Below are 17,370 nucleotides of genomic sequence, written 5' to 3' on the forward strand. Positions count from 1 at the left end.
GAAACGCTATGACGAGATTACGATCTCGTCATTAAAAAATCCGATTTGCGACACATTTTGTGAAACGGCGCTTTCCTGCTGTCGCTTTTCACCCCGCGCCGGTGATCGGCGACCAACCGCCCGTCGCCGCCAGCGCCGCTGCGGAATTGGTCATTTGCCAAAGGCTGTAGAGCAGGACGACCGCCAGAGCCGCGACAGCGACCCGGCGCCAAGGGGCGAAGGCCGCTGTCGCCGTGCCGACGACAAAGATGGCGACGCCGGTCCAGAGGGTCACCGATCTTGCGAGCTTGGCGAAGCCGGGGTCCGCCTGCGCCAGGATGATGACCATGACCGCGACGATCAGATTGGCCGCCAGGATGCAGCCGAAGACCAGTTTGCGGTGCGCCCAGAAGTGAGCGTCCAGATCAATGCGCTCATGAGCGCCCTCGGCCGAGACGCGGGGGAAGGTGACGCTGGCCGCCACATAGAAGATCGCGGCGATGCTCAGGCTGACGATCAGCAGGAAGGTGTTGAACGGCGCCCCGCGAAAGATAACCCAGGCCTGGTTCCAGAAGGTGGCGATGTCGATGGCCACGAACAGGGCCAGCGCCGGCGTCAGCCAGCCGAAGCGGATACGCTCGCGCTCGTGCAGCACGCGCGCGAAGCCGCCGACCAGTTCGGCCACCGACAACCCGAGCAGCAGGCCGTAAAAGCTGAAGAAGAACTCGAACGCGCTCACATGGCCCCCCGGCGCTGACTAGCGGCTCAGTCTATTTCCAGATCGGCGTTCCGTCACCCGGCAATCCGAGGCGGTCCCACAGGTCGTTGACCCGCTCGATCACCGCATCGTCCATGCGGATCTCCTCGCCCCATTCACGCCTGGTCTCGGGCTCCCACTTGTCGGTGGCGTCCAGACCGATCTTGGACCCCAGTCCGCTCTCGGGGCTGGCGAAGTCCAGGTAGTCGATGGGGGTGTTCTCGATGACGGTGATGTCGCGGGCCGGGTCCATCTTGGTCGAGATGGCCCACATCACGTCCTTCCAGTCGCGGGCGTTGATGTCGTGGTCCACCACGATGATCCACTTGGTGTACATGAACTGCCGCAGATAGCTCCAGCAGCCCATCATCACCCGCTTGGCGTGACCCGGATAGGCCTTCTTCATCGACACCACGGCGATGCGATAGCTGCACCCCTCGGGCGGCAGCCAGAAGTCGACGATCTCGGGAAACTGTTGGCGGATCAGGGGGATGAAGACCTCGTTCAGGGCTTCGCCCAGCACGGACGGCTCATCCGGCGGACGGCCGGTGAAGGTGGTCAGATAGATGGGGTCGCGGCGCATGGTGATGGCCGTCACCTGGAAGACCGGGAATTTCTCCACCGAGTTGTAGTAGCCGGTGTGGTCGCCGTAGGGGCCCTCGTCCTCGAACTCGTCCAGCAGGACGTGGCCCTCCAGCACGATCTCGGCATTGGCCGGCACCATCAGCGGCACGGTCTTGCACGGGACCAGTTCGGCCTTGGAGCCGCGCATCAGGCCCGCGAACTGATACTCCGACAGGGTCTCCGGCACCGGGGTCACGGCGGCCAGGATGGTGCCGGGATCGGCGCCCAGAACCACGGCGCAGGGCAGGGGTTCCCGCTTGCCCGCCTTCTTGTGCCGGGCATAGTGCTGGGCCCCGCCCCGGTGCGCCAGCCAGCGCATGATGGCCTTGTCCTTGCCCAGGACCTGCATCCGATAGATGCCCAGGTTGAAGTCGTCCTCGCGGTCGTCCGACGGCCCCTTGGTCACGACCAGGCCCCAGGTGATCAGGGGCGCCGGCTCGCCGGGCCAGCAGCCTTGAATGGGAAGCGACGTCAGGTCGATCTGATCGCCTGTCAGCACGACTTCCTGCACCGGGGCCTTCTTCACCGTCTTGGGCCGCATCGACATGACGGTCTTGGCCAGGGGCAGCATCTCCATGGCGTCGGACAGGCCGCGCGGCGGCGTCGGGTTGCGCAGGAAGGCCAGCAGTTCGCCGACCTCGCGCAGTTCCCCGGCGGTGGTGCGCGTCTTGCCCTCCAGCGTCACGCCCATGGCGACGCGCTTCACCGTGCCGAACAGGTTGGCCAGGCAGGGGATGGGACTGATCGACCCGTCCGGCATGACCGGCTTCTCGAACAGGACCGCCGGGCCGCCGTTGCGCAGCAGCCGGGTCTGGATCTCGGTCATCTCCAGCGTGGTCGAGACGGGTTCGGAGACGCGAACCAGTTCGCCGTCGGCTTCGAGGACAGCGATGAAATCGCGCAGGGACTTGTAGGCCATGCGCTGACGCTTAGGCGGCCGCGCGGCTTCTGTCACCTTGCGCGCAAGGATTGAGCCGAAGCGTTAGATGTGATCTTTCTGATCACATTGGTATCAATAATGAGATGGAGCGACGACGAAATCGCCTAAGCGGCGCGTTCGAGCCTCCAAGCGTCCACATGAAGATTAATTTGGCGCTCTTGGTCATGCTCTTTGGGCTGTCTGGATGTGCAAGCCATCCGCCTGTCGCTTCAAGCCCTAGTGTCGACATTCATCGTGAGCTTTCCTGTGAATATGCTTACGGTGGATTGAGCTTCCTTGAAGGTAGTTCCACGATCACAGCGAACTCGTCAGTAATGCTGTCTCTAGTCGTCGAGGCCAGCCAGAGATGCTCGTCGGGCGTCATTAAAATTGTCGGACTTTCCGACAAGGCTGACGATGATTTGAACCGTGCGCGGGTCAGCGCTCTGCGTGACTACATGAAGCTGTTTGGCGTCACCCAGTATGAATTCGTGGCTCAAGCTGAGACGCCAGGGAAGATGGAACTTCAGTGGGTGGGACAGTCAGCCCGGTAACGGATAGACATTCCTCATGCATTGAAGGCCCAGCAGGCCCCGATGGGCATGGCTAGGTGGCGATCGTGCGCCTGCCGCGTCGCCCAAAGGTGCGGTCGATCGCCACGACGATCAGGCCCACGATCAGGAAGAAGGCCAGCAGGCCCGCGAAATAGACCAGGGTCCTGCCTAGCCCCAGCTTGTCCACGTCCACGAACCAGTAGGGCCACCAGCCGCTCAGCTTGCCGTGCAGCAGGGTCCAGCCGCCATAGATCAGCACCGGCGCCAGCCACTTGATCGCGTCGATCCAGCGCAGCCGCCCCTTGGGCGTGAAGGCCAGCCAGTCGATCACGAAGGCGAGCGGCATGACGTAGTGCAGCAGGGTGTTGGCCAGCAGCAGCCAGCCTTGCGGGTCCCAGACGCCCGCCAACAGGAAGTGATAGGTCAGGCCGACCACGGCGATATACATGGCGACGGCCGCGCGGACGCCCTCGCTGGCGGACCAGCGTCCCAGCCGGCTGTGCGGCGCCACGACCGGCGCCGTCAGGGCCAGGGCCGCCAGGAAATTGGTCAGGATGGTGAAGTAGCTGAAGAAGTTCAGCGTCAGCTCGCCCGCGCCCATGTGCGGATTGCCCGTCAGGGTCAGGACATATTGCAGGATCAGGGCGAACCAGCCGACACAGGCGAAGAGCGCGCGATAGAGGCGCGCCGCCATCAATAGCCCCGCGTGTCGGAAACCAGCGCCCACACGGGCAGGTGCAGGGCGCGGGTGGCGGCGTCGATCCCGGCGGAATCCAGATGCTCGCGCCCCGCCTCGACCCGGCGCAGGGCCTCGGGCGTCAGGTGGAGGGCGGCGGCGAGATCGGCCGGCGTCACGCCCCGCTGATCCCGCCAGCGCCGTATGCGGGCGCCGATCAGGGCGTCTGTCGGATCAATCCCCGGAAAGCCCAGAACCGAACCCATGGCGTCCTCCCCGACGCTTGCGTCCTATGACGCTGTTAGATCAGGCATCCTGATCCCATTGGAAGGCCTCGTCCAGCCAGTCGCCCAGACGACCGTCGGCACGGGCCAGGGCATGGATGCGCGCCATTTCGTCCGCCGAAAGGTCGAAGTCGAAGATGTCGAAATTCTCGGCCGCGCGGCCTTCCTTGGCGGTGCGCGGAATGGCGATCACGCCCTGCTGGATGATCCAGCGCAGGGTGACCTGGCCATGGGTCTTGCCGTGGGCCTTGGCGATCTCTCCGATCACCGTGTCGTCGGCGATCTTGCCCTGGGCCAGCGGCGACCAGGCGGTGATGGACGAGCCCAGCTCGCGCGCCGTCTCGATCAGCGTCTTCTGCGACAGATAGGGGTGGTACTCGACCTGGTTGGTCACCAGCGGCGCCTTGGACAGGGCCGCCGCTTCGCGGAACTGCGCCGAGGGGAAGTTGGACAGGCCCACGTGCTTGGTGAAGCCCTGTTCCAACGCCGCGTTCAGGGCGTCGATGGTCTCTTCCAGCGCCGGCGTCGGCTTGGGCCAGTGCAGCAACAGCAGGTCGGGCGTCAGGCCCAGGCTGATCGCGGATTCCTCGGCCTGCCGCAGCAGGGCGTCGCGATGGAAATGCTCGACCCAGATCTTGGTGGTGACGAAGACGTCCTCGCGCGCCACGATCCCCTCGGCCACGGCGTCGGCGATGCCGTCGCCCACAGCCTTCTCGTTCTTGTAGATCCAGGCTGTGTCGATGTGGCGATAGCCGATGCGCAGGGCCTCACGCACCATGCGCCGCGCGTCGTCGGCCTCCAGCTGCCAGGTGCCGAAACCCAGCAGCGGAATCTCCACGCCCGAGGCGGTCACGGTGGGCTGGTCGGAATAGGGCATGGGAAGGCTCCGCGGGATCAGGAGCGCTCGATATAGGCGCCGGATCAGGCCTTGCCATTGTCCAGCCAGTGGAAAATCCGGTCCCACAGCGGCTCCATCCCCTTGCGGAAGGCGCCTTCGTGGCCGATGCGCCGCGCGCCGAAGTCGGACGGCGCGTGGACGCTGATCTCGGACAGGGCCTTGGGATAGACGCTCAGCAGGTCGCGAGCGGTATTCGGCGTGGCGATGGGATCGTCGGTGAAGATCCACGACCGGATCGGCGCGGTCACCGCCTCGTAATGATGCGGCCGCAGCGTCGTCTCCAGCTCTCGCGAGAAGTATTCCCGCTTCAGGCACCAGCGCCGCCAGGTGGTGAAGACCCCGCGCGGCAGGTCGGTCCCGCCCCACAGGCCGCCGCCCTTGATATAGCCGTGCCGCATCAGGCTGAACGGCCCGAAACCCAGCCAGAAGAAGAGCTCCAGCGGATTGTAGGATCGGTGATGCCCGCCCCACCAGCCGGTCCCGACCGAGACGAAGGCGTGGCGGTCGATCCGGTCCTGATTATGCATGAAGCCCAGGAAATGTCCGCCGACGCTGTGGCCGACATGGACGACGCGCAGGCCCGGCGCCGCCACGATCAGGGCGTCCAGAGCGGCGGGCATGTCCAGCCGACCCCAGTCGGGATAGTCCATCGCCATCCCCTTCAGATCCTCGGGCCGCGATCCGGCGATGCCCCTGAAATCATAGGTCAGCACCGCCGCGCCCCGCTCGGCCAGATGCCGCGCGAACCGCTCATAGAAGCCCTTGGGAAACCCGGTGCCGGACGAGACCAGCACAGCGATCCGGGGTTCCGCCGCCGAGATCAACCGCATCGACAGCGGATAGCCGTCGGGCGCGGGAGCGGTGAAGTCGCGGGTCACGAGCTCGGTCATAGGGTCCGTCCTGTTTGGAAACGAACTCTAGGCGATTGACGCGAGGTCAGGTCAAGGCTTGACGGGGGCGGACGCCGTCACCGGACCGAGCGCCAGCAGGCCGTCGAACTTCCCGGCCTGCTGCGGCGCCAGGAGAATGCCGCGCACCGTCGGGTCGTCGGATGCGGGAATCGGCGCGTTTCCGCATTCGTCCAGACACATCCAGGCCTCTCCGCCTTGATGGGCGAGGGTCAGGGACAGGGTCTCCTCGGGCCGGATATGGGCTGCGGCGGGCAAGCCCAGCGGCGAGCCGACCCGGCGAACCTTTTCCGCGTGGACCCGGCTCATCAGGACCATGACCCGCGCCTTTGGCCGCGCCATGGCCTGACGCCCCCAGAGAACGGCGCGGTCCATCTCCGCATAGGACTGGCGGAAGCCCTCGATGCGGGGGCTGTCCGGCACGGAGGCGACCAGGGTCACGTCCTCGCCCGCCTTCGCCATGCCGCGCAGACGCAGCAGCAGGTCCAGCATGGCACCGCTGCCGCGCCCGTCATGGTGGACGAAGGGGCCATACTCATAGGCGGCGAGAGCGGCGCGCGCAGCCGTGTCGCTGTCGGCGGCCATGAAGGCGTCCAGCGTCGGCTGCATCTGCACCGGATATTCGACCGAAACCGTCACCGGCCCCTGTTCCAGAGCGGCGCAGACCAGGTCGGAGAAGGCGGCTGGGGCTTCGGTCGTGCCGTGGGTTTCGCCGACGAAGACATAGCGGACGTCGTCGCGCCACAGGGCTTCGGCGCCCGGAACAGGGTGGCATTCGGCGGGCGTGTCGAAGGCGGCGGCGTGCAGGCTGGCGGCCAGAAGAGCGGCGATCATGGCGTCTTCCTCAAACAGACCGGATCAATAGGCCAGGGCGTTGCCGTCCTTGCGCATCTCCGTCGCCGCGCCATAGGTCCAGCGGCCCTGGGCGTTGATCTGCTTCATGACGTTCTGATAGCCGCCGAAGCCGCCGTCGGGCGGGCCGAGGTCCCAGCCCATGGCGGTCAGTTGCTGCTTGGTCGCCTCCGGCACGCCGGATTCCAGATGCAGCTTGCCCACGCCCTCGGCCGGGTGGCCGGTCGGTTCGGACGAGCCGTAGTGCTGCCAGCGGGGGCTGTCGCCGGCCTCCTGCGGATCAAGGCCGTAATCGACCATGTTGATGATGATCTGGGCCTGGCCCTGCGGCTGCATCCCGCCGCCCATGACGCCGTAGGCCAGCCAGGGCTCGCCGTCCTTGCAGGCGAAACCGGGGATGATGGTGTGGAAGGGCCGCTTGCCCGGCGCATAGACATTGGGGTGGCCGTCGGTGAGCGAGAACAGCTCGCCCCGGTCCTGGAACATGAAGCCCAGCGTCCCGCCGTCCGGGCCGTCGGGCGTCAGGCCGGAGCCCATGCCGCGATAGTTGGACTGGATCCAGCTGACCATCATCCCGTCCTTGTCGGCCACGCTGAAATAGGTGGTGTCGCCCTGGGTCGGGGCGTCGCCGGGGAAGACGCGGTCCATGACGCGGTTCGGGTTGATCAGCCTGGCGCGCTCGGCCGCGTAGGCCTTGGAGTTCAGCCAGGCGGTCGGGGCCTTGGCGAAGCGCTCGTCGGCGAAGTAGCGGGCGCGGTCCTCGAAGGCCAACCGCTTGGCCTCGGCCTGGACGTGGATCGAGGCGGCGGACTGGAAGCCCATGGCCTTCAGGTCGAACTGCTCGCAGATGTTCAGGATCTGGTTGGTGGACAGCCCTTGAGTGTTCGGCCCCAGGGAATAGACCTCGACCCCGCGATAGGTGGTCATCAGCGGCTCGACCCATTCGGTGCGGTGGGCGGCCAGGTCGGCGCGGGTCATCCAGCCGCCGATGCGCTTGAAATAGCGCTCGATGTGGTCGGCGATGGCCCCGTCATAGAAGGCGTCGCGGCCGCCCTCGGCGATCATGCGATAGGTGCGGCCCAGGTCGGGGTTGGCGAAGATCTCGCCCGTCTTCGGCGTGCGGCCGTTGGGCGTATAGACCTTCTTCCTGTTGTCGTTTTCCTCGATCAGGGACGCGCCCCGGTCGAAACCGGCCATGTTGCGCTCCAGATACCAGGCGATGACCTGGGGCACCGGCACGCCCTGCTCGCACAGTTCGGCGACGGGGATCAGGACGTCCTTCCACGGCAGCTTGCCGTAGCGCTGGTGCGCGCTCCACCAGGCGTCGACCGTGCCGGGCACGTTGACGGTCACGGCGCCGTATTTGGGCAGGTAGCCGTCGGGGCCGGCCTTGGAGCGGGCGGTCGCCAGCGAGAGGCCTCGCGGGCTGTTCCCCGAACCGTTGAAGCCGACGACCTTCTTTTGCGTCGGGTCCCACATCAGGCAGAAGGCGTCGCCGCCTATGCCGTTGGCGGTCGGCTCCAGGAAGCCCAGGGCGGCGTTGATGGCGATGGCGGCGTCGATGGCCGAGCCGCCGCGCCGCAGGGTGTCCAGACCGATCAGGGTGGCGGCGGGGTGGGCCGTGGCGGCGGCGCCATTGGCGCCCCAGACGGTCGAGCGGCCGACGAACTTGGGTCCCGTCACCCGGTCGCCGATGCCGACGCCGGCATAGGGATCAGCGGGACGAGGCGAGGGGACGGCGGGTTGTGTCTGTTCTCGTCGCGGCGGCTGTCCGCTTTGCGCGGTGACCGATCCGGCCCCGGCCAGAAGGGCGCCTGCCGGCAGGCTGGACAGGAAGGTGCGACGACGCATGGCGATTTCCCCGAAACTCACAGCCCGCATCAAGAACGGCGACGGGGATCAGGGCAAGCGCCCTGTTGAGGCTTGGGCAAAGAAAAAGGGCCGCTCCCGGAGGAACGGCCCTGATTCTTGGAGCGGATTGAGGTCCTACTCGATGTCTTCGTTCAGAAGGCCGACCTTGTAGAAGCCGTTTTCCTGAAGCTTGTTCATGACTTCCATGAACTGGTTGTACTTCACTTCCGGCTGGGCGCGGACGAAGACGCGCTCTTCGCGGCAGTCCGTGGCCACGGCCTGAGCGGCGCAGACGTCGGCCGGCAGGGTGGCGACCGAGGTTTCCTGTTCGGCGATGTAGATGCTGCCCGATTCCTGGATCGTGATGTACACGGGTTCCTTGGGCTTGTCGGTCGGGGCCGGCGGGGTCGCCGGAGGAAGGTCCAGCTTGATCGACACGGTGGCCAGCGGCGCGGCGACCATGAAGATGATCAGCAGCACCAGCATGATGTCGACGAACGGCGTGACGTTGATGTCCGCGTTCTGTTCGATCGTTTTGCCGCCCTGGCCCGCGGGACCGGAAAGTTTAGAGCCCATACGCCGTCGTCTCCATCACGGCTCGCATTCTTCGGCGAGCAGCACTCAAAGGTATGGAGGTTGTCTTGGCGTCCCGCGTCCGGCTTGTAAAGCCGTCTTGCATGACGAATTCGCGTCAGGCGGCAATAAGATTGCATAATCCGCCGTCTCGCACCTGCGAAACGACCGGATCAAACCCCTGAGACTCAGCCTTTGGCCAGCTTGAGGAAGCGGTCGGCCAGCGCCGGATCGTTTTTGAAGGCGCCGGTGAAGCGGGTGGTGATGGTGGTGACGTGGCGGTGATGCACGCCGCGCGTGGTCATGCACTGATGCGCCGCATCGACCAGGACGGCCACGCCGCGCGGCTGCAGGTGCGATTCGATGGCCTCGATGATGTCGTTGGTCAGGGTCTCCTGGTTCTGCAGGCGACGGGCGAAGATCTCGACCACGCGCGCCAGCTTGGAGATGCCCACGACCTTCTCGCCCGGCAGGTAGGCGACATAGGCCTTGCCCAGGAAGGGGGCCATGTGGTGCTCGCAATGGCTCTCGATCTCGATGTCGCGCAGGATGACCATGTCGTCATAGCCGGTCACGTCCTCGAAGGTCCGCGACAGCTCCTTGCCCGCATCGGCGTCATAGCCGTCGAACCATTCGGCATAGGCGTCGACCACGCGCTTGGGCGTGTCGATCAGGCCGGGACGCTGGGGATTGTCGCCCGCCCAGGCGATCAGGGTGCGCACCGCTTCCAGCGCCTGTTCGCGGCTGGGACGCACGACGGCGGTTTCATCGGTGACGAGGACGGGCTTGGCGGGCGAAGTGCTCATGAACTGATCCAGCGGGGCGGGAAGGCCCGCCAAGGCTACCTTTTACCAATCACGTATGACTGTGTATCAGGCCGCTATATGGGACACGTCGTCCGTCCCGCAAGAAAACTCGCAAAGACTGTCACCTATGCCGTTGCACATCCACGACACCCTTCGCCGCGAAAAGCGCGCCTTTACGCCGCGCGATCCGAACCGGGTGACGCTCTATGTCTGCGGTCCGACGGTCTATGACTATGCTCATATCGGGAATGCGCGTCCGCCGGTGGTGTTCGACGTCCTGGTGCGGCTGCTGCGCCGGACCTACGGTCCCGACAAGGTCATCTACGCCCGCAACGTCACGGACGTGGACGACAAGATCAACGCCAAGGCCGCCCGCGAAGGCGTCGCCATCGGCGAGATCACCGCACGCTATGAGGCCGCCTATCTCGCCGACATGGGCCTGCTGAACGTCAGCCCGCCCGACATCGCCCCGCACGTCACCGACTACATCGACGCCATCACGGCCCAGATCCAAGCCATCATCGACGCCGGCAACGCCTATGCGGCCGAGGGTCATGTCCTGTTCGACGTCTCCTCCTATCCGTCCTACGGCGCGCTGTCGGGCCGCAATCTGGACGACATGATCGCCGGCGCCCGCGTCGAGGTCGCGCCCTACAAGAAGAACCCGCACGACTTCGTCCTGTGGAAGCCGTCCAAGGCGGACGAGCCGTCCTGGCCGAGCCCGTGGGGGCAGGGGCGTCCCGGCTGGCACATCGAATGCTCGGCCATGATCGAGAAGGCCCTGGGGCTGCCCATCGACATCCACGGCGGCGGCATCGACCTGGTCTTCCCGCACCATGAGAACGAGATCGCCCAGGGCGTCTGCGCCCACGGCCACGCCCACGGCGATCAGGCGCACGACGAATACGCCCGGTACTGGATGCACAACGGCTTCCTGACCGTGGACGCCGAGAAGATGTCCAAGTCGATCGGCAACGTCCTGCTGCTGCATGATCTGGTGCAGAACATGCCGGGCGAGGTCGTGCGCTGGTCTCTACTGAGCGCCCACTACCGCCAGCCTCTGGACTGGAACCAGGCCCTGCTGGACCAGTCGCGCAAGAACCTGGACCGTCTTTATGGCGTCCTGCGCGACGCCGACGCGGCCCTGGCCGACTTCGACGAGGCCGTGCTGGACGAGGCCGAGATGGAGTTGGCTGAGAATGCGATGGACCCGGTGCTGGACGCGCTGGAGGACGATCTGAACACGCCAGGCGCCATCGCCCAGTTGTTCGGCCTGGGCAACGCCCTGCGCGACCTGTTGAACGACGCCGAGGCCGACATCAACGACGTGGCGATGGCGCGCTGGAGCCTGACCGAAGCCGCCGGGCTTCTGGGGGTGCTGTCCCTGACGCCGGACGAATGGTTCGAGGGCGGCGATCCCGCGCTCAAGGCCGAGGTCGAGGCCTTGCTGGAGCAGCGCGCTAGCGCTCGCGCCGAGAAGAACTGGGGCGAAGCCGACCGCATCCGCGACCGCCTGAACGAACTGAACGTCGTCGTCATGGACGGCCCGCAAGGCGCCACCTGGCGCATGAAGGGGTAGGCCGCCGTTTCTCCCTCCCCGTTCGGGGAGGGTGGCTGAGGCGTAGCCGAGGCCGGGTGGGGGCGCTGTGGCAAGTCAAGCGCGGCGCTCCGTATCGCCTCGCCCTCCCCACCCGGTCGCTGCGCGACCACCCTCCCCATGAAGGGGGGGGGAGGCGTGAACCTTACCGCGCCCGCCTGATCAACTCGTCCGCCAGCACATCCGTCAGATAGCCGTCCGCGACCTTTCCGTTGGCCTGCTGCCAGCGGCGCAGGGCCGCGCGGGTGTTGGAACCGATGACGCCGTCCACGCCTTGCGTGTCGAAGCCCATGCGGGTCAGGGCGGTCTGGGCGCCGACGCGCTGCTCGCGGGTCAGCGGGCCGTCGTTGGGCCAGGCGGCGGTCAGGGGGGGCTTGCCCGCAACGCCGTCGGCGATCAGGCCGATGGCGAGCGCATAGCTGACCGAGTTGTTGTAGCGCCGGATCACATAATGGTTGGGCAGGGCCAGGAAGGCGGGACCCTTGGCGCCCTGCGGCAGCAGGATGGTCGCGCCCTCGGCGGCTTCTGCGCTGTTCGGCGACGAGCCGTTGGCCAGGCGCACGCCCCGCGCGGCCCAGAAGGCCCAGTCGTGCCTCGGCCCTTCAGCCTGGCTGTAGTCGAAGTTGGCGGGCAGGATGACCTCATAGGCCCAGCCCTGACCGCGCTTCCAGCCGGCCTGGGCCAGCAGGTTAGCGGCCGAGGCCAGGGCGTCGGCGTCCGAGCCCCAGATGTCCACCTTGCCGTCGCCGTTCTGATCCACGCCCAGCTTCAGATAGTTGTCGGGCATGAACTGGGTCTGGCCCATGGCGCCGGCCCAGCTGCCTTTCAGCCCATCGCGGGCCCGCTTGCCGTCCACGACGATGTCGAGGGCGTTCTTCAACTGGTCCTCGGCCCAGGCGCGGCGGCGGCCGTCATAGGCCAGGGTGGCCAGCGAGCGGACGACGTCGAAGTCGCCCTGAACCTGACCGAAGGCGCTTTCCTGAGCCCACACACCCAGCAGAATCTCTGTCGGCACGCCGAATTTCTGGGTCACCTCCCACGGCACGCGATCGACGCGCTGGCGGGCCATGGCGATTCGGGCGGGGGCGGTCGCGCTCTGGATATAGGCGCCGGCGGGGCGCGAGAATTCGGGCTGGTTGCGGTCCAGGCGGATGACGCTGGCGTTTGGCGTGACGCCGTTCAGCTCTCGCGAATACTCCCACTTCCGGGTGCCGCCGAGACGATCCAGGAAGCTCTGCTTCCAGGCGTCGAAGCTGGCCTGGTCATAGGCGTCCGACAGATCGGTCGAGGCCGGGGGCGCGGTCGGCGGGGTGGCGGGCGCGGGTTCGACCACAGCCGGGGGCGCCGGCTGCGGTTGGGGCGGTGACGGAACCATGGGCGCGCAGGCCGCAACAGAACCGAGAAGAAGCAGACGATAAGCGAAACGCATGACCACAGGCTAACGCCCCCGAATTCAACGACCAATCACAAGCGCGCGAAGCCAGCGTCGGTTTCCGTGATAAGGGTGAAGGCGGCGTTAACCTTTCGCCGAAAGACGCGGTTAAGAGCGGGGTTATAGAAAGCTCATTCCCTTGGACACGGCCTGGTGGCGGAGGGGCGACGCGCCGGACGTGCATGTCCGGAGACCCTCCGTTCAACTCGGAGGCCAGGCCTCCAGCGGAATCCCCGCGCGGAATGTTGACGAAAGGCGGAGGCCTCTCTATACGCACCGCTCCGCCGCAAGGTCCTGTCCGCAGGCTCTCCGCGCATTTGTTTTTGACCGCCCTCACGGGCCTCCAATCTTCGGGACGTCCGACCATGAAGGTCCGCAGCTCGCTTAAGTCGCTCAAGGGTCGCCACCGCGACTGCAAGATCGTTCGCCGCAAGGGCGTGGTCTATGTGATCAACAAGACCGATCCGCGCTTCAAGGCCAAGCAAGGCTAAGAACCGCGTCGGCGCCTGAAACGGCGCCGCGGTTGCGATATTCAAAGGCTGCGGGCGTCGCTCGCGGCCTTTTTCGTGTCTGGCGTCAGGATGCAGGATCGCAGGGGATTCGGTCCTGAGGACGGTTCAGGCGATTCCCTTCTTGCCCTGTCGGCCCCGGGTCTGCTTCAGAGTGGGTTCACGGTCGCCCGCCGGCCAATTCAAGTTTCGGAGCTTTCTTCATGGCCGACGACGCCCCCGCCTTTGACGCTTCCTCGGACGTCCTGACCGCAACCGCCCAGGGCCGCCTGCGCTCCATCATCGAGCGCCTGGAGCGCCTCGAAGAGGACAAGCAGGCCGTCATGGTCGACATGAAGGAGGTCTTCGCCGAGGCCAAGGGCGAGGGCTATGACGTCAAGGTCCTGCGCAAGGTCCTGCGCCTGCGCAAGCAGGACAAGGCCAAGCGTCAGGAAGAAGAAGCCATCCTCGACCTCTACCTGTCGGCCCTCGGCGAGATCTGAGGGAGGCGGGCCTGAAGCGCACGCCCTTCAAGCCCCCCAGCGACCGCCCTTCACGCTCCAGCAGCCTGAAGGGCGGCGACGCGTCCAGGCTGCGCTCCAGCGGCTTCAAGAGCAGCGAGCTGAAGGGCGAAGACGCCTTTAAGGCTCGCTCTCCTATCTCGCGCTCAAGTAGTCCGAAGGACGGTAGCGCCCCTAAAAAGAAACCGCTGTTGAGCCCTTGGGATCAACAGCGCGAGGCGGTCAAGCGGGCCACGCTCAACGCCCTGAAACGCGCCCGCCGCTCGGCTGAGAAGGCGGGCGTTTCGCTGTCCGAATGGGAGGGCGACTTCCTCGATTCGGTGGGTGAGCGAATCCAGACCCACGGCCGCGCCTTCGCCGACCCCGAAAAGGGCGCCCCCGGCCAGGCCCTTTCGGCCATGCAGGGCCGAAAGCTCAAGGAAATCACCGCCGAGGCCAAGGGCGAAGAGACGCGGCCCTGGATGCGCAAGGCGAAGAAGACGCAGGAGTAGGGGGCCGCTCTCGCCGCCTCCCTCCGTCATTCCGGGGCGCGCAGCGAACCCGGAACCCAGGCGGTTGCTGTTTCTCCGCCCCTGCCAATGCATCCAGAGCCTGGGCCCCGGATCGCCCCTTCGGGCCGTCCGGGGCGACGGTGCAAGGACGGACGTCCGCTTACGACCCGTTGCGCACCTTGGTGTGCGCTTTCACCTTCGTCATCCTCCGGCTAGCGCAGCGAGACCGGGGGACCCAGCGGCGCCGAAGGCGATCTGTTCACGAGAGATGTTCGCCCATCGTCTGCGCGACAGGTTCGCGCTCTCGCGCGCCGCTGGGTCCCCCGGTCTGCGCCGCCAAGAGGCGGCTTGCCGGAGGATGACGAAAGGGAAGAAAACGCCGCTCTAGGGATCTCCGCTTTCGACCCATTGCGGACCTTGAGAGCAGGTGCGACCGTTCGAGGATGAGAGCGATTTCGATATTGGCGTTGTCGGCCATCTGTGGTGCCTGCTCGACTGCGTTCTCGCAGGCTGATCGAAGTGCCGCTCTGTTGTCTCAGGCTTGTGAACTGAGGACCTCAGCGCGCGACCATGTCGGGGAGGTGATCACGTTCAGAGGCCGCTATTCGTCGGACGGGCGAGAGCGGGCTCGAATCGACATCGTGGATTGTTCATACCGCTACGGCGTTCACGGTTTCGCAGACGGGCTAGAGAAGGTGATGGACCCAGATCAGCTGATAGGGTTCTACCCAGCAAGATCGATCGAGGCATTATTCACTGCAAGGATCGAGCTCGTGCCGCCCAATACGAGCACATATCAAGATGACGATGGAGTGCGGCTCACGCTTCTGACAGCTACCGACGTAGAAGCGACACCAGAATAACGTCGCAATACGGGACGTCCACTCTCCACCCTTGAGCGAACTTCGGTTCTCGACCCGTTGCGGATATTTGCGTCAAGGTGGCGCAGCATAGTGACTTGCGGCAGACTTCCGGAGATCGACTTAGGAACGGAATATGAGGCCTGCCTTCAAACGAATCGGCATGCTCGCCATCCTGCTCGCTGTCGGCGTTGGGGCCTGGAGCTTCAAGGATGCCATTCCGCTCAGAGGCGTCCTAACCGCGGGCAGTCGCTTCGACGTATCAATTGGCGACCCATACGAAGACGCACATGAAGCGCTGCTATCGAACGGCTATAGACTGTTCAGTTCAGAAGCTGGCGGGCTTTGCGTTTTCCGCCGTTTCGACGCGACACGCATAGTCCACGCATTCGCTCCCCCGGAGTGGCCGCCGGGCACTGTATGCCTGGTGGTGGAGGACGGCAAAGTCCAGGAGATTGTCTGGGCGTTTGAGCTGACGAATGGGTTCTTGTGACCCAGTCTGCTTGCAGCATTAAAGCTCAAGGCTGATTCCCACCCCCAGCTGAAGTTGGAGGCGTCCGCTTTCCGGTCAGCTCTTGGTGCTCCACGGGCGCACGGCCCCGCTTTTGACGCGGGCGGCCTGTTCGCGCTGGAAGCGGCCGCCGCGCGGGGGCTTGGCGCGGGCGGCGATGGCCTCCTGTTTTTCACGCAGGGCGCGCTGGATCGGGGATTCGGTCGGCGCCTCATCCGCAGGGGCGGGGGAGGCGGGCTGGTCGTCGCTGTGGTCGCTCATGACCCCAGCCTAGCACGTCCTCAGCCCGCTTCCTTCAGCTGCTCTTCCAGCCCCTGTTCGCGGACCTTGCGGTACAGGGTCGAGCGGCCGATGCCGAGGCGTCGGGCGATCTCGCTCATGTGGCCGGAATAGACCTCGATGGCGTGCTGGATCAGGTCGCGTTCGATCTCTTCCAGCGTGCGCAGGTGGCCGCGCGCGTCGATGATGCGGACTGGGCTGTCAGGCTGGGCCTCGCCGCCCGTGTCGCTGGCGGGCGTCTCCGCGCGGTCATGCGAGATGACGCCGCCGGACGTCAGCGGCATGGCCACGCCCGAGATGGCCGGGAAGTCGTGCGGCTGCAACAGCGGCGAATCGGCCAGGACAAGGGCGCGATAGATCGAGTTTTCCAGCTGGCGCACGTTGCCGGGCCAGTCGAAGGCTTGCAGCAGGGCCATGGTCTCGACGGCGCAGCCGGCGACGCGCTTGCCTTCTTCCACGTTGAAGCGGGCGATGAAGTGCTCGACCAGGGCCGGGATGTCCTCGCGCCGCTCGCGCAGGGCCGGCGCCTCGATCGGGAAGACGTTCAGGCGGTAGAAGAGGTCCTCGCGGAACGCGCCTTCCTTGACCTGCTGGGCCGGGTCGCGATTGGTGGCCGAGACGATGCGGACGTCGACCTTGACCGCGCGCTTCGATCCGACCGGGTCGATCTCGCCCTCTTGCAGGGCGCGCAGCAGCTTGACCTGCATGTCCAGCGGCAGTTCGCCGATCTCGTCCAGGAACAGGGTGCCGCCGTTGGCCTCCATGAACTTGCCCAGGTGCTTGTCGGTGGCGCCGGTGAAGCTGCCCTTCTCGTGACCGAACAGGATGGATTCGACCAGGTTGGCGGGCAGGGCGCCGCAGTTGACGGCCACGAAGGGCTTGCCAGCCCGGTCCGAGGCGCCGTGCAGAGCGCGGGCGATGACTTCCTTGCCCACGCCGCTTTCGCCGGTGATCAGCACCGGAATGCCGGACTTGGCGGCGCGCACGCCCAGAGCCTTGACCATCCGCATCGGCGGGCTGTCGCCGACGATGTCGTCGAATGAGGTGCGGCCCGAGACGTGTTTCTTCAGGCGGCCGATCTCGGCGGAAAGCTGGGTCAGTTGCAGGGCGTTGCGCACGCCGATCAGCAGCCGTTCGGGTCCAACCGGCTTGACGAAGAAGTCCTGGGCTCCGGCCTGCATGGCCTTGACCACGGTCTCGATGCCGCCGTTGGCCGTCAGGACGATGACTGGCGTGGGAACGCCCGCCGTGCGGATCTCCGCCAGCGTCTCGAGGCCCGACAGGCCGGGCATGACAAGGTCGAGCAGGACCACGTCGGCGCCGCCGCCCTTGGTCAGGCGGTCGATCGCCTCGCCCCCGCTCTCGGCGTGGACGACGGCATAGCCTTCGCGGTCGAGCACCGCCTGAATCAGGCGGCGCTGCGTGGGATCATCGTCGACGACCAGAACGGTCTTGGCCATGTGAAACACACCCTAAAACATCACCGTAACGGCCGTCCTCGTTGCTCGGG

19 protein-coding genes and 1 tRNA gene are annotated in these 17,370 nt (G+C 66.0%); 7 read left to right on the forward strand and 13 right to left on the reverse strand.

Features of this window, described 5'->3' with window-relative positions:
- Positions 1-88 precede the first annotated feature (88 nt).
- Entirely contained in the window at positions 89-718 is a 630-nt protein-coding gene (locus tag ACOZBP_RS14775; protein ID WP_422677080.1) for a hypothetical protein, read from the reverse strand.
- 31 nt (positions 719-749) lie between these two features.
- Positions 750-2,279 (reverse strand): UbiD family decarboxylase, encoded by a 1,530-nt coding sequence (locus ACOZBP_RS14780; RefSeq protein ID WP_422677081.1) that lies wholly within the window; start codon positions 2,277-2,279, stop codon positions 750-752.
- 158 nt (positions 2,280-2,437) lie between these two features.
- Here ACOZBP_RS14780 and ACOZBP_RS14785 point away from each other — a divergent pair, with 158 nt between their 5' ends.
- Positions 2,438-2,833 carry a hypothetical protein gene (locus ACOZBP_RS14785; RefSeq protein ID WP_422677082.1) on the forward strand — a complete coding sequence of 132 codons (396 nt, stop codon included), beginning with the start codon at positions 2,438-2,440 and terminating at the stop codon, positions 2,831-2,833.
- A 52-nt stretch (positions 2,834-2,885) separates the two neighbouring features.
- Here the strand turns inward: ACOZBP_RS14785 and ACOZBP_RS14790 are convergent, their stop codons facing one another.
- The 8 genes from ACOZBP_RS14790 to folE form a co-directional block, all read right to left on the reverse strand.
- Positions 2,886-3,527 carry a Pr6Pr family membrane protein gene (locus tag ACOZBP_RS14790; protein ID WP_422677083.1) on the reverse strand — a complete coding sequence of 214 codons (642 nt, stop codon included), beginning with the start codon at positions 3,525-3,527 and terminating at the stop codon, positions 2,886-2,888.
- On the reverse strand, positions 3,527-3,775 hold the full coding sequence (locus tag ACOZBP_RS14795; protein ID WP_422677085.1) for a helix-turn-helix domain-containing protein: 249 nt from the start codon (positions 3,773-3,775) through the stop codon (positions 3,527-3,529). The genes ACOZBP_RS14790 and ACOZBP_RS14795 overlap by 1 nt, the downstream gene beginning before the upstream one ends.
- Positions 3,776-3,815: 40 nt before the next feature.
- Positions 3,816-4,670 carry an aldo/keto reductase gene (locus ACOZBP_RS14800; RefSeq protein ID WP_422677086.1) on the reverse strand — a complete coding sequence of 285 codons (855 nt, stop codon included), beginning with the start codon at positions 4,668-4,670 and terminating at the stop codon, positions 3,816-3,818.
- Between the two features lie 44 nt (positions 4,671-4,714).
- Entirely contained in the window at positions 4,715-5,581 is an 867-nt protein-coding gene (locus tag ACOZBP_RS14805) for a serine aminopeptidase domain-containing protein (RefSeq protein WP_422677087.1), read from the reverse strand.
- 51 nt (positions 5,582-5,632) lie between these two features.
- The gene (locus ACOZBP_RS14810; RefSeq protein WP_422677088.1) at positions 5,633-6,433 is read right to left on the reverse strand and encodes a hypothetical protein; all 801 of its coding nucleotides are present in this window, start codon (positions 6,431-6,433) and stop codon (positions 5,633-5,635) included.
- A 24-nt stretch (positions 6,434-6,457) separates the two neighbouring features.
- Positions 6,458-8,302, reverse strand: coding sequence for a gamma-glutamyltransferase family protein (locus ACOZBP_RS14815; protein WP_422677089.1), 1,845 nt, complete (start codon positions 8,300-8,302; stop codon positions 6,458-6,460).
- Positions 8,303-8,437: 135 nt separating this feature from the next.
- A complete protein-coding gene (locus ACOZBP_RS14820) occupies positions 8,438-8,878 on the reverse strand; it encodes a biopolymer transporter ExbD (protein ID WP_292036587.1) in 441 nt (146 codons plus the stop codon).
- A 185-nt stretch (positions 8,879-9,063) separates the two neighbouring features.
- Positions 9,064-9,681, reverse strand: coding sequence for a GTP cyclohydrolase I FolE (gene folE, locus ACOZBP_RS14825; protein WP_422677091.1), 618 nt, complete (start codon positions 9,679-9,681; stop codon positions 9,064-9,066).
- Positions 9,682-9,808: 127 nt separating this feature from the next.
- Between folE and cysS the strand changes: the two genes are divergently transcribed.
- Positions 9,809-11,260: a cysteine--tRNA ligase gene (cysS, locus tag ACOZBP_RS14830; RefSeq protein WP_422677092.1), complete on the forward strand. Its 1,452-nt coding sequence runs from the start codon at positions 9,809-9,811 to the stop codon at positions 11,258-11,260.
- Positions 11,261-11,423: 163 nt separating this feature from the next.
- Here the strand turns inward: cysS and ACOZBP_RS14835 are convergent, their stop codons facing one another.
- The gene (locus tag ACOZBP_RS14835; protein WP_422677093.1) at positions 11,424-12,707 is read right to left on the reverse strand and encodes a lytic murein transglycosylase; all 1,284 of its coding nucleotides are present in this window, start codon (positions 12,705-12,707) and stop codon (positions 11,424-11,426) included.
- Between the two features lie 150 nt (positions 12,708-12,857).
- Here ACOZBP_RS14835 and ACOZBP_RS14840 point away from each other — a divergent pair.
- The 5 genes from ACOZBP_RS14840 (at position 12,858) to ACOZBP_RS14860 (ending at position 15,563) form a co-directional block, all read left to right on the forward strand.
- A tRNA-Ala gene (locus tag ACOZBP_RS14840) sits at positions 12,858-12,934 on the forward strand.
- Positions 12,935-13,075: 141 nt separating this feature from the next.
- Entirely contained in the window at positions 13,076-13,201 is a 126-nt protein-coding gene (ykgO, locus tag ACOZBP_RS14845; RefSeq protein WP_006274063.1) for a type B 50S ribosomal protein L36, read from the forward strand.
- Between the two features lie 221 nt (positions 13,202-13,422).
- On the forward strand, positions 13,423-13,701 hold the full coding sequence (locus ACOZBP_RS14850; protein ID WP_114817882.1) for a DUF2312 domain-containing protein: 279 nt from the start codon (positions 13,423-13,425) through the stop codon (positions 13,699-13,701).
- Between the two features lie 209 nt (positions 13,702-13,910).
- Positions 13,911-14,210, forward strand: coding sequence for a hypothetical protein (locus ACOZBP_RS14855; protein WP_422677094.1), 300 nt, complete (start codon positions 13,911-13,913; stop codon positions 14,208-14,210).
- Positions 14,211-15,206: 996 nt separating this feature from the next.
- Entirely contained in the window at positions 15,207-15,563 is a 357-nt protein-coding gene (locus tag ACOZBP_RS14860; RefSeq protein WP_422677095.1) for a hypothetical protein, read from the forward strand.
- 75 nt (positions 15,564-15,638) lie between these two features.
- Here the strand turns inward: ACOZBP_RS14860 and ACOZBP_RS14865 are convergent, their stop codons facing one another.
- The gene (locus ACOZBP_RS14865; RefSeq protein WP_422677096.1) at positions 15,639-15,842 is read right to left on the reverse strand and encodes a hypothetical protein; all 204 of its coding nucleotides are present in this window, start codon (positions 15,840-15,842) and stop codon (positions 15,639-15,641) included.
- A gap of 20 nt (positions 15,843-15,862) precedes the next feature.
- Positions 15,863-17,320 (reverse strand): sigma-54-dependent transcriptional regulator, encoded by a 1,458-nt coding sequence (locus ACOZBP_RS14870; RefSeq protein ID WP_422677097.1) that lies wholly within the window; start codon positions 17,318-17,320, stop codon positions 15,863-15,865.
- Positions 17,321-17,370 lie beyond the last annotated feature (50 nt).

It is taken from the genome of Brevundimonas sp. NPDC058933, from assembly GCF_049315965.1.
Lineage (GTDB): Bacteria > Pseudomonadota > Alphaproteobacteria > Caulobacterales > Caulobacteraceae > Brevundimonas.

Bases quoted from the DNA above. Each gene is read 5' to 3' on its own strand.
- ACOZBP_RS14780 (WP_422677081.1), bottom strand. From the start codon at position 2,279: ATGGCCTACAAGTCCCTGCGCGATTTCATCGCTGTCCTCGAAGCCGAC.
- ACOZBP_RS14870 (WP_422677097.1), bottom strand. From the start codon at position 17,320: ATGGCCAAGACCGTTCTGGTCGTCGACGATGATCCCACGCAGCGCCGC.
- ACOZBP_RS14805 (WP_422677087.1), bottom strand. From the start codon at position 5,581: ATGACCGAGCTCGTGACCCGCGACTTCACCGCTCCCGCGCCCGACGGC.
- ACOZBP_RS14820 (WP_292036587.1), bottom strand. From the start codon at position 8,878: ATGGGCTCTAAACTTTCCGGTCCCGCGGGCCAGGGCGGCAAAACGATC.
- ACOZBP_RS14795 (WP_422677085.1), bottom strand. From the start codon at position 3,775: ATGGGTTCGGTTCTGGGCTTTCCGGGGATTGATCCGACAGACGCCCTG.
- ACOZBP_RS14835 (WP_422677093.1), bottom strand. From the start codon at position 12,707: ATGCGTTTCGCTTATCGTCTGCTTCTTCTCGGTTCTGTTGCGGCCTGC.
- ACOZBP_RS14810 (WP_422677088.1), bottom strand. From the start codon at position 6,433: ATGATCGCCGCTCTTCTGGCCGCCAGCCTGCACGCCGCCGCCTTCGAC.
- ACOZBP_RS14860 (WP_422677095.1), top strand. From the start codon at position 15,207: ATGAGGCCTGCCTTCAAACGAATCGGCATGCTCGCCATCCTGCTCGCT.
- cysS (WP_422677092.1), top strand. From the start codon at position 9,809: ATGCCGTTGCACATCCACGACACCCTTCGCCGCGAAAAGCGCGCCTTT.
- ACOZBP_RS14815 (WP_422677089.1), bottom strand. From the start codon at position 8,302: ATGCGTCGTCGCACCTTCCTGTCCAGCCTGCCGGCAGGCGCCCTTCTG.
- ACOZBP_RS14800 (WP_422677086.1), bottom strand. From the start codon at position 4,670: ATGCCCTATTCCGACCAGCCCACCGTGACCGCCTCGGGCGTGGAGATT.
- ykgO (WP_006274063.1), top strand. From the start codon at position 13,076: ATGAAGGTCCGCAGCTCGCTTAAGTCGCTCAAGGGTCGCCACCGCGAC.
- ACOZBP_RS14865 (WP_422677096.1), bottom strand. From the start codon at position 15,842: ATGAGCGACCACAGCGACGACCAGCCCGCCTCCCCCGCCCCTGCGGAT.
- ACOZBP_RS14850 (WP_114817882.1), top strand. From the start codon at position 13,423: ATGGCCGACGACGCCCCCGCCTTTGACGCTTCCTCGGACGTCCTGACC.
- ACOZBP_RS14785 (WP_422677082.1), top strand. From the start codon at position 2,438: ATGAAGATTAATTTGGCGCTCTTGGTCATGCTCTTTGGGCTGTCTGGA.
- folE (WP_422677091.1), bottom strand. From the start codon at position 9,681: ATGAGCACTTCGCCCGCCAAGCCCGTCCTCGTCACCGATGAAACCGCC.
- ACOZBP_RS14790 (WP_422677083.1), bottom strand. From the start codon at position 3,527: ATGGCGGCGCGCCTCTATCGCGCGCTCTTCGCCTGTGTCGGCTGGTTC.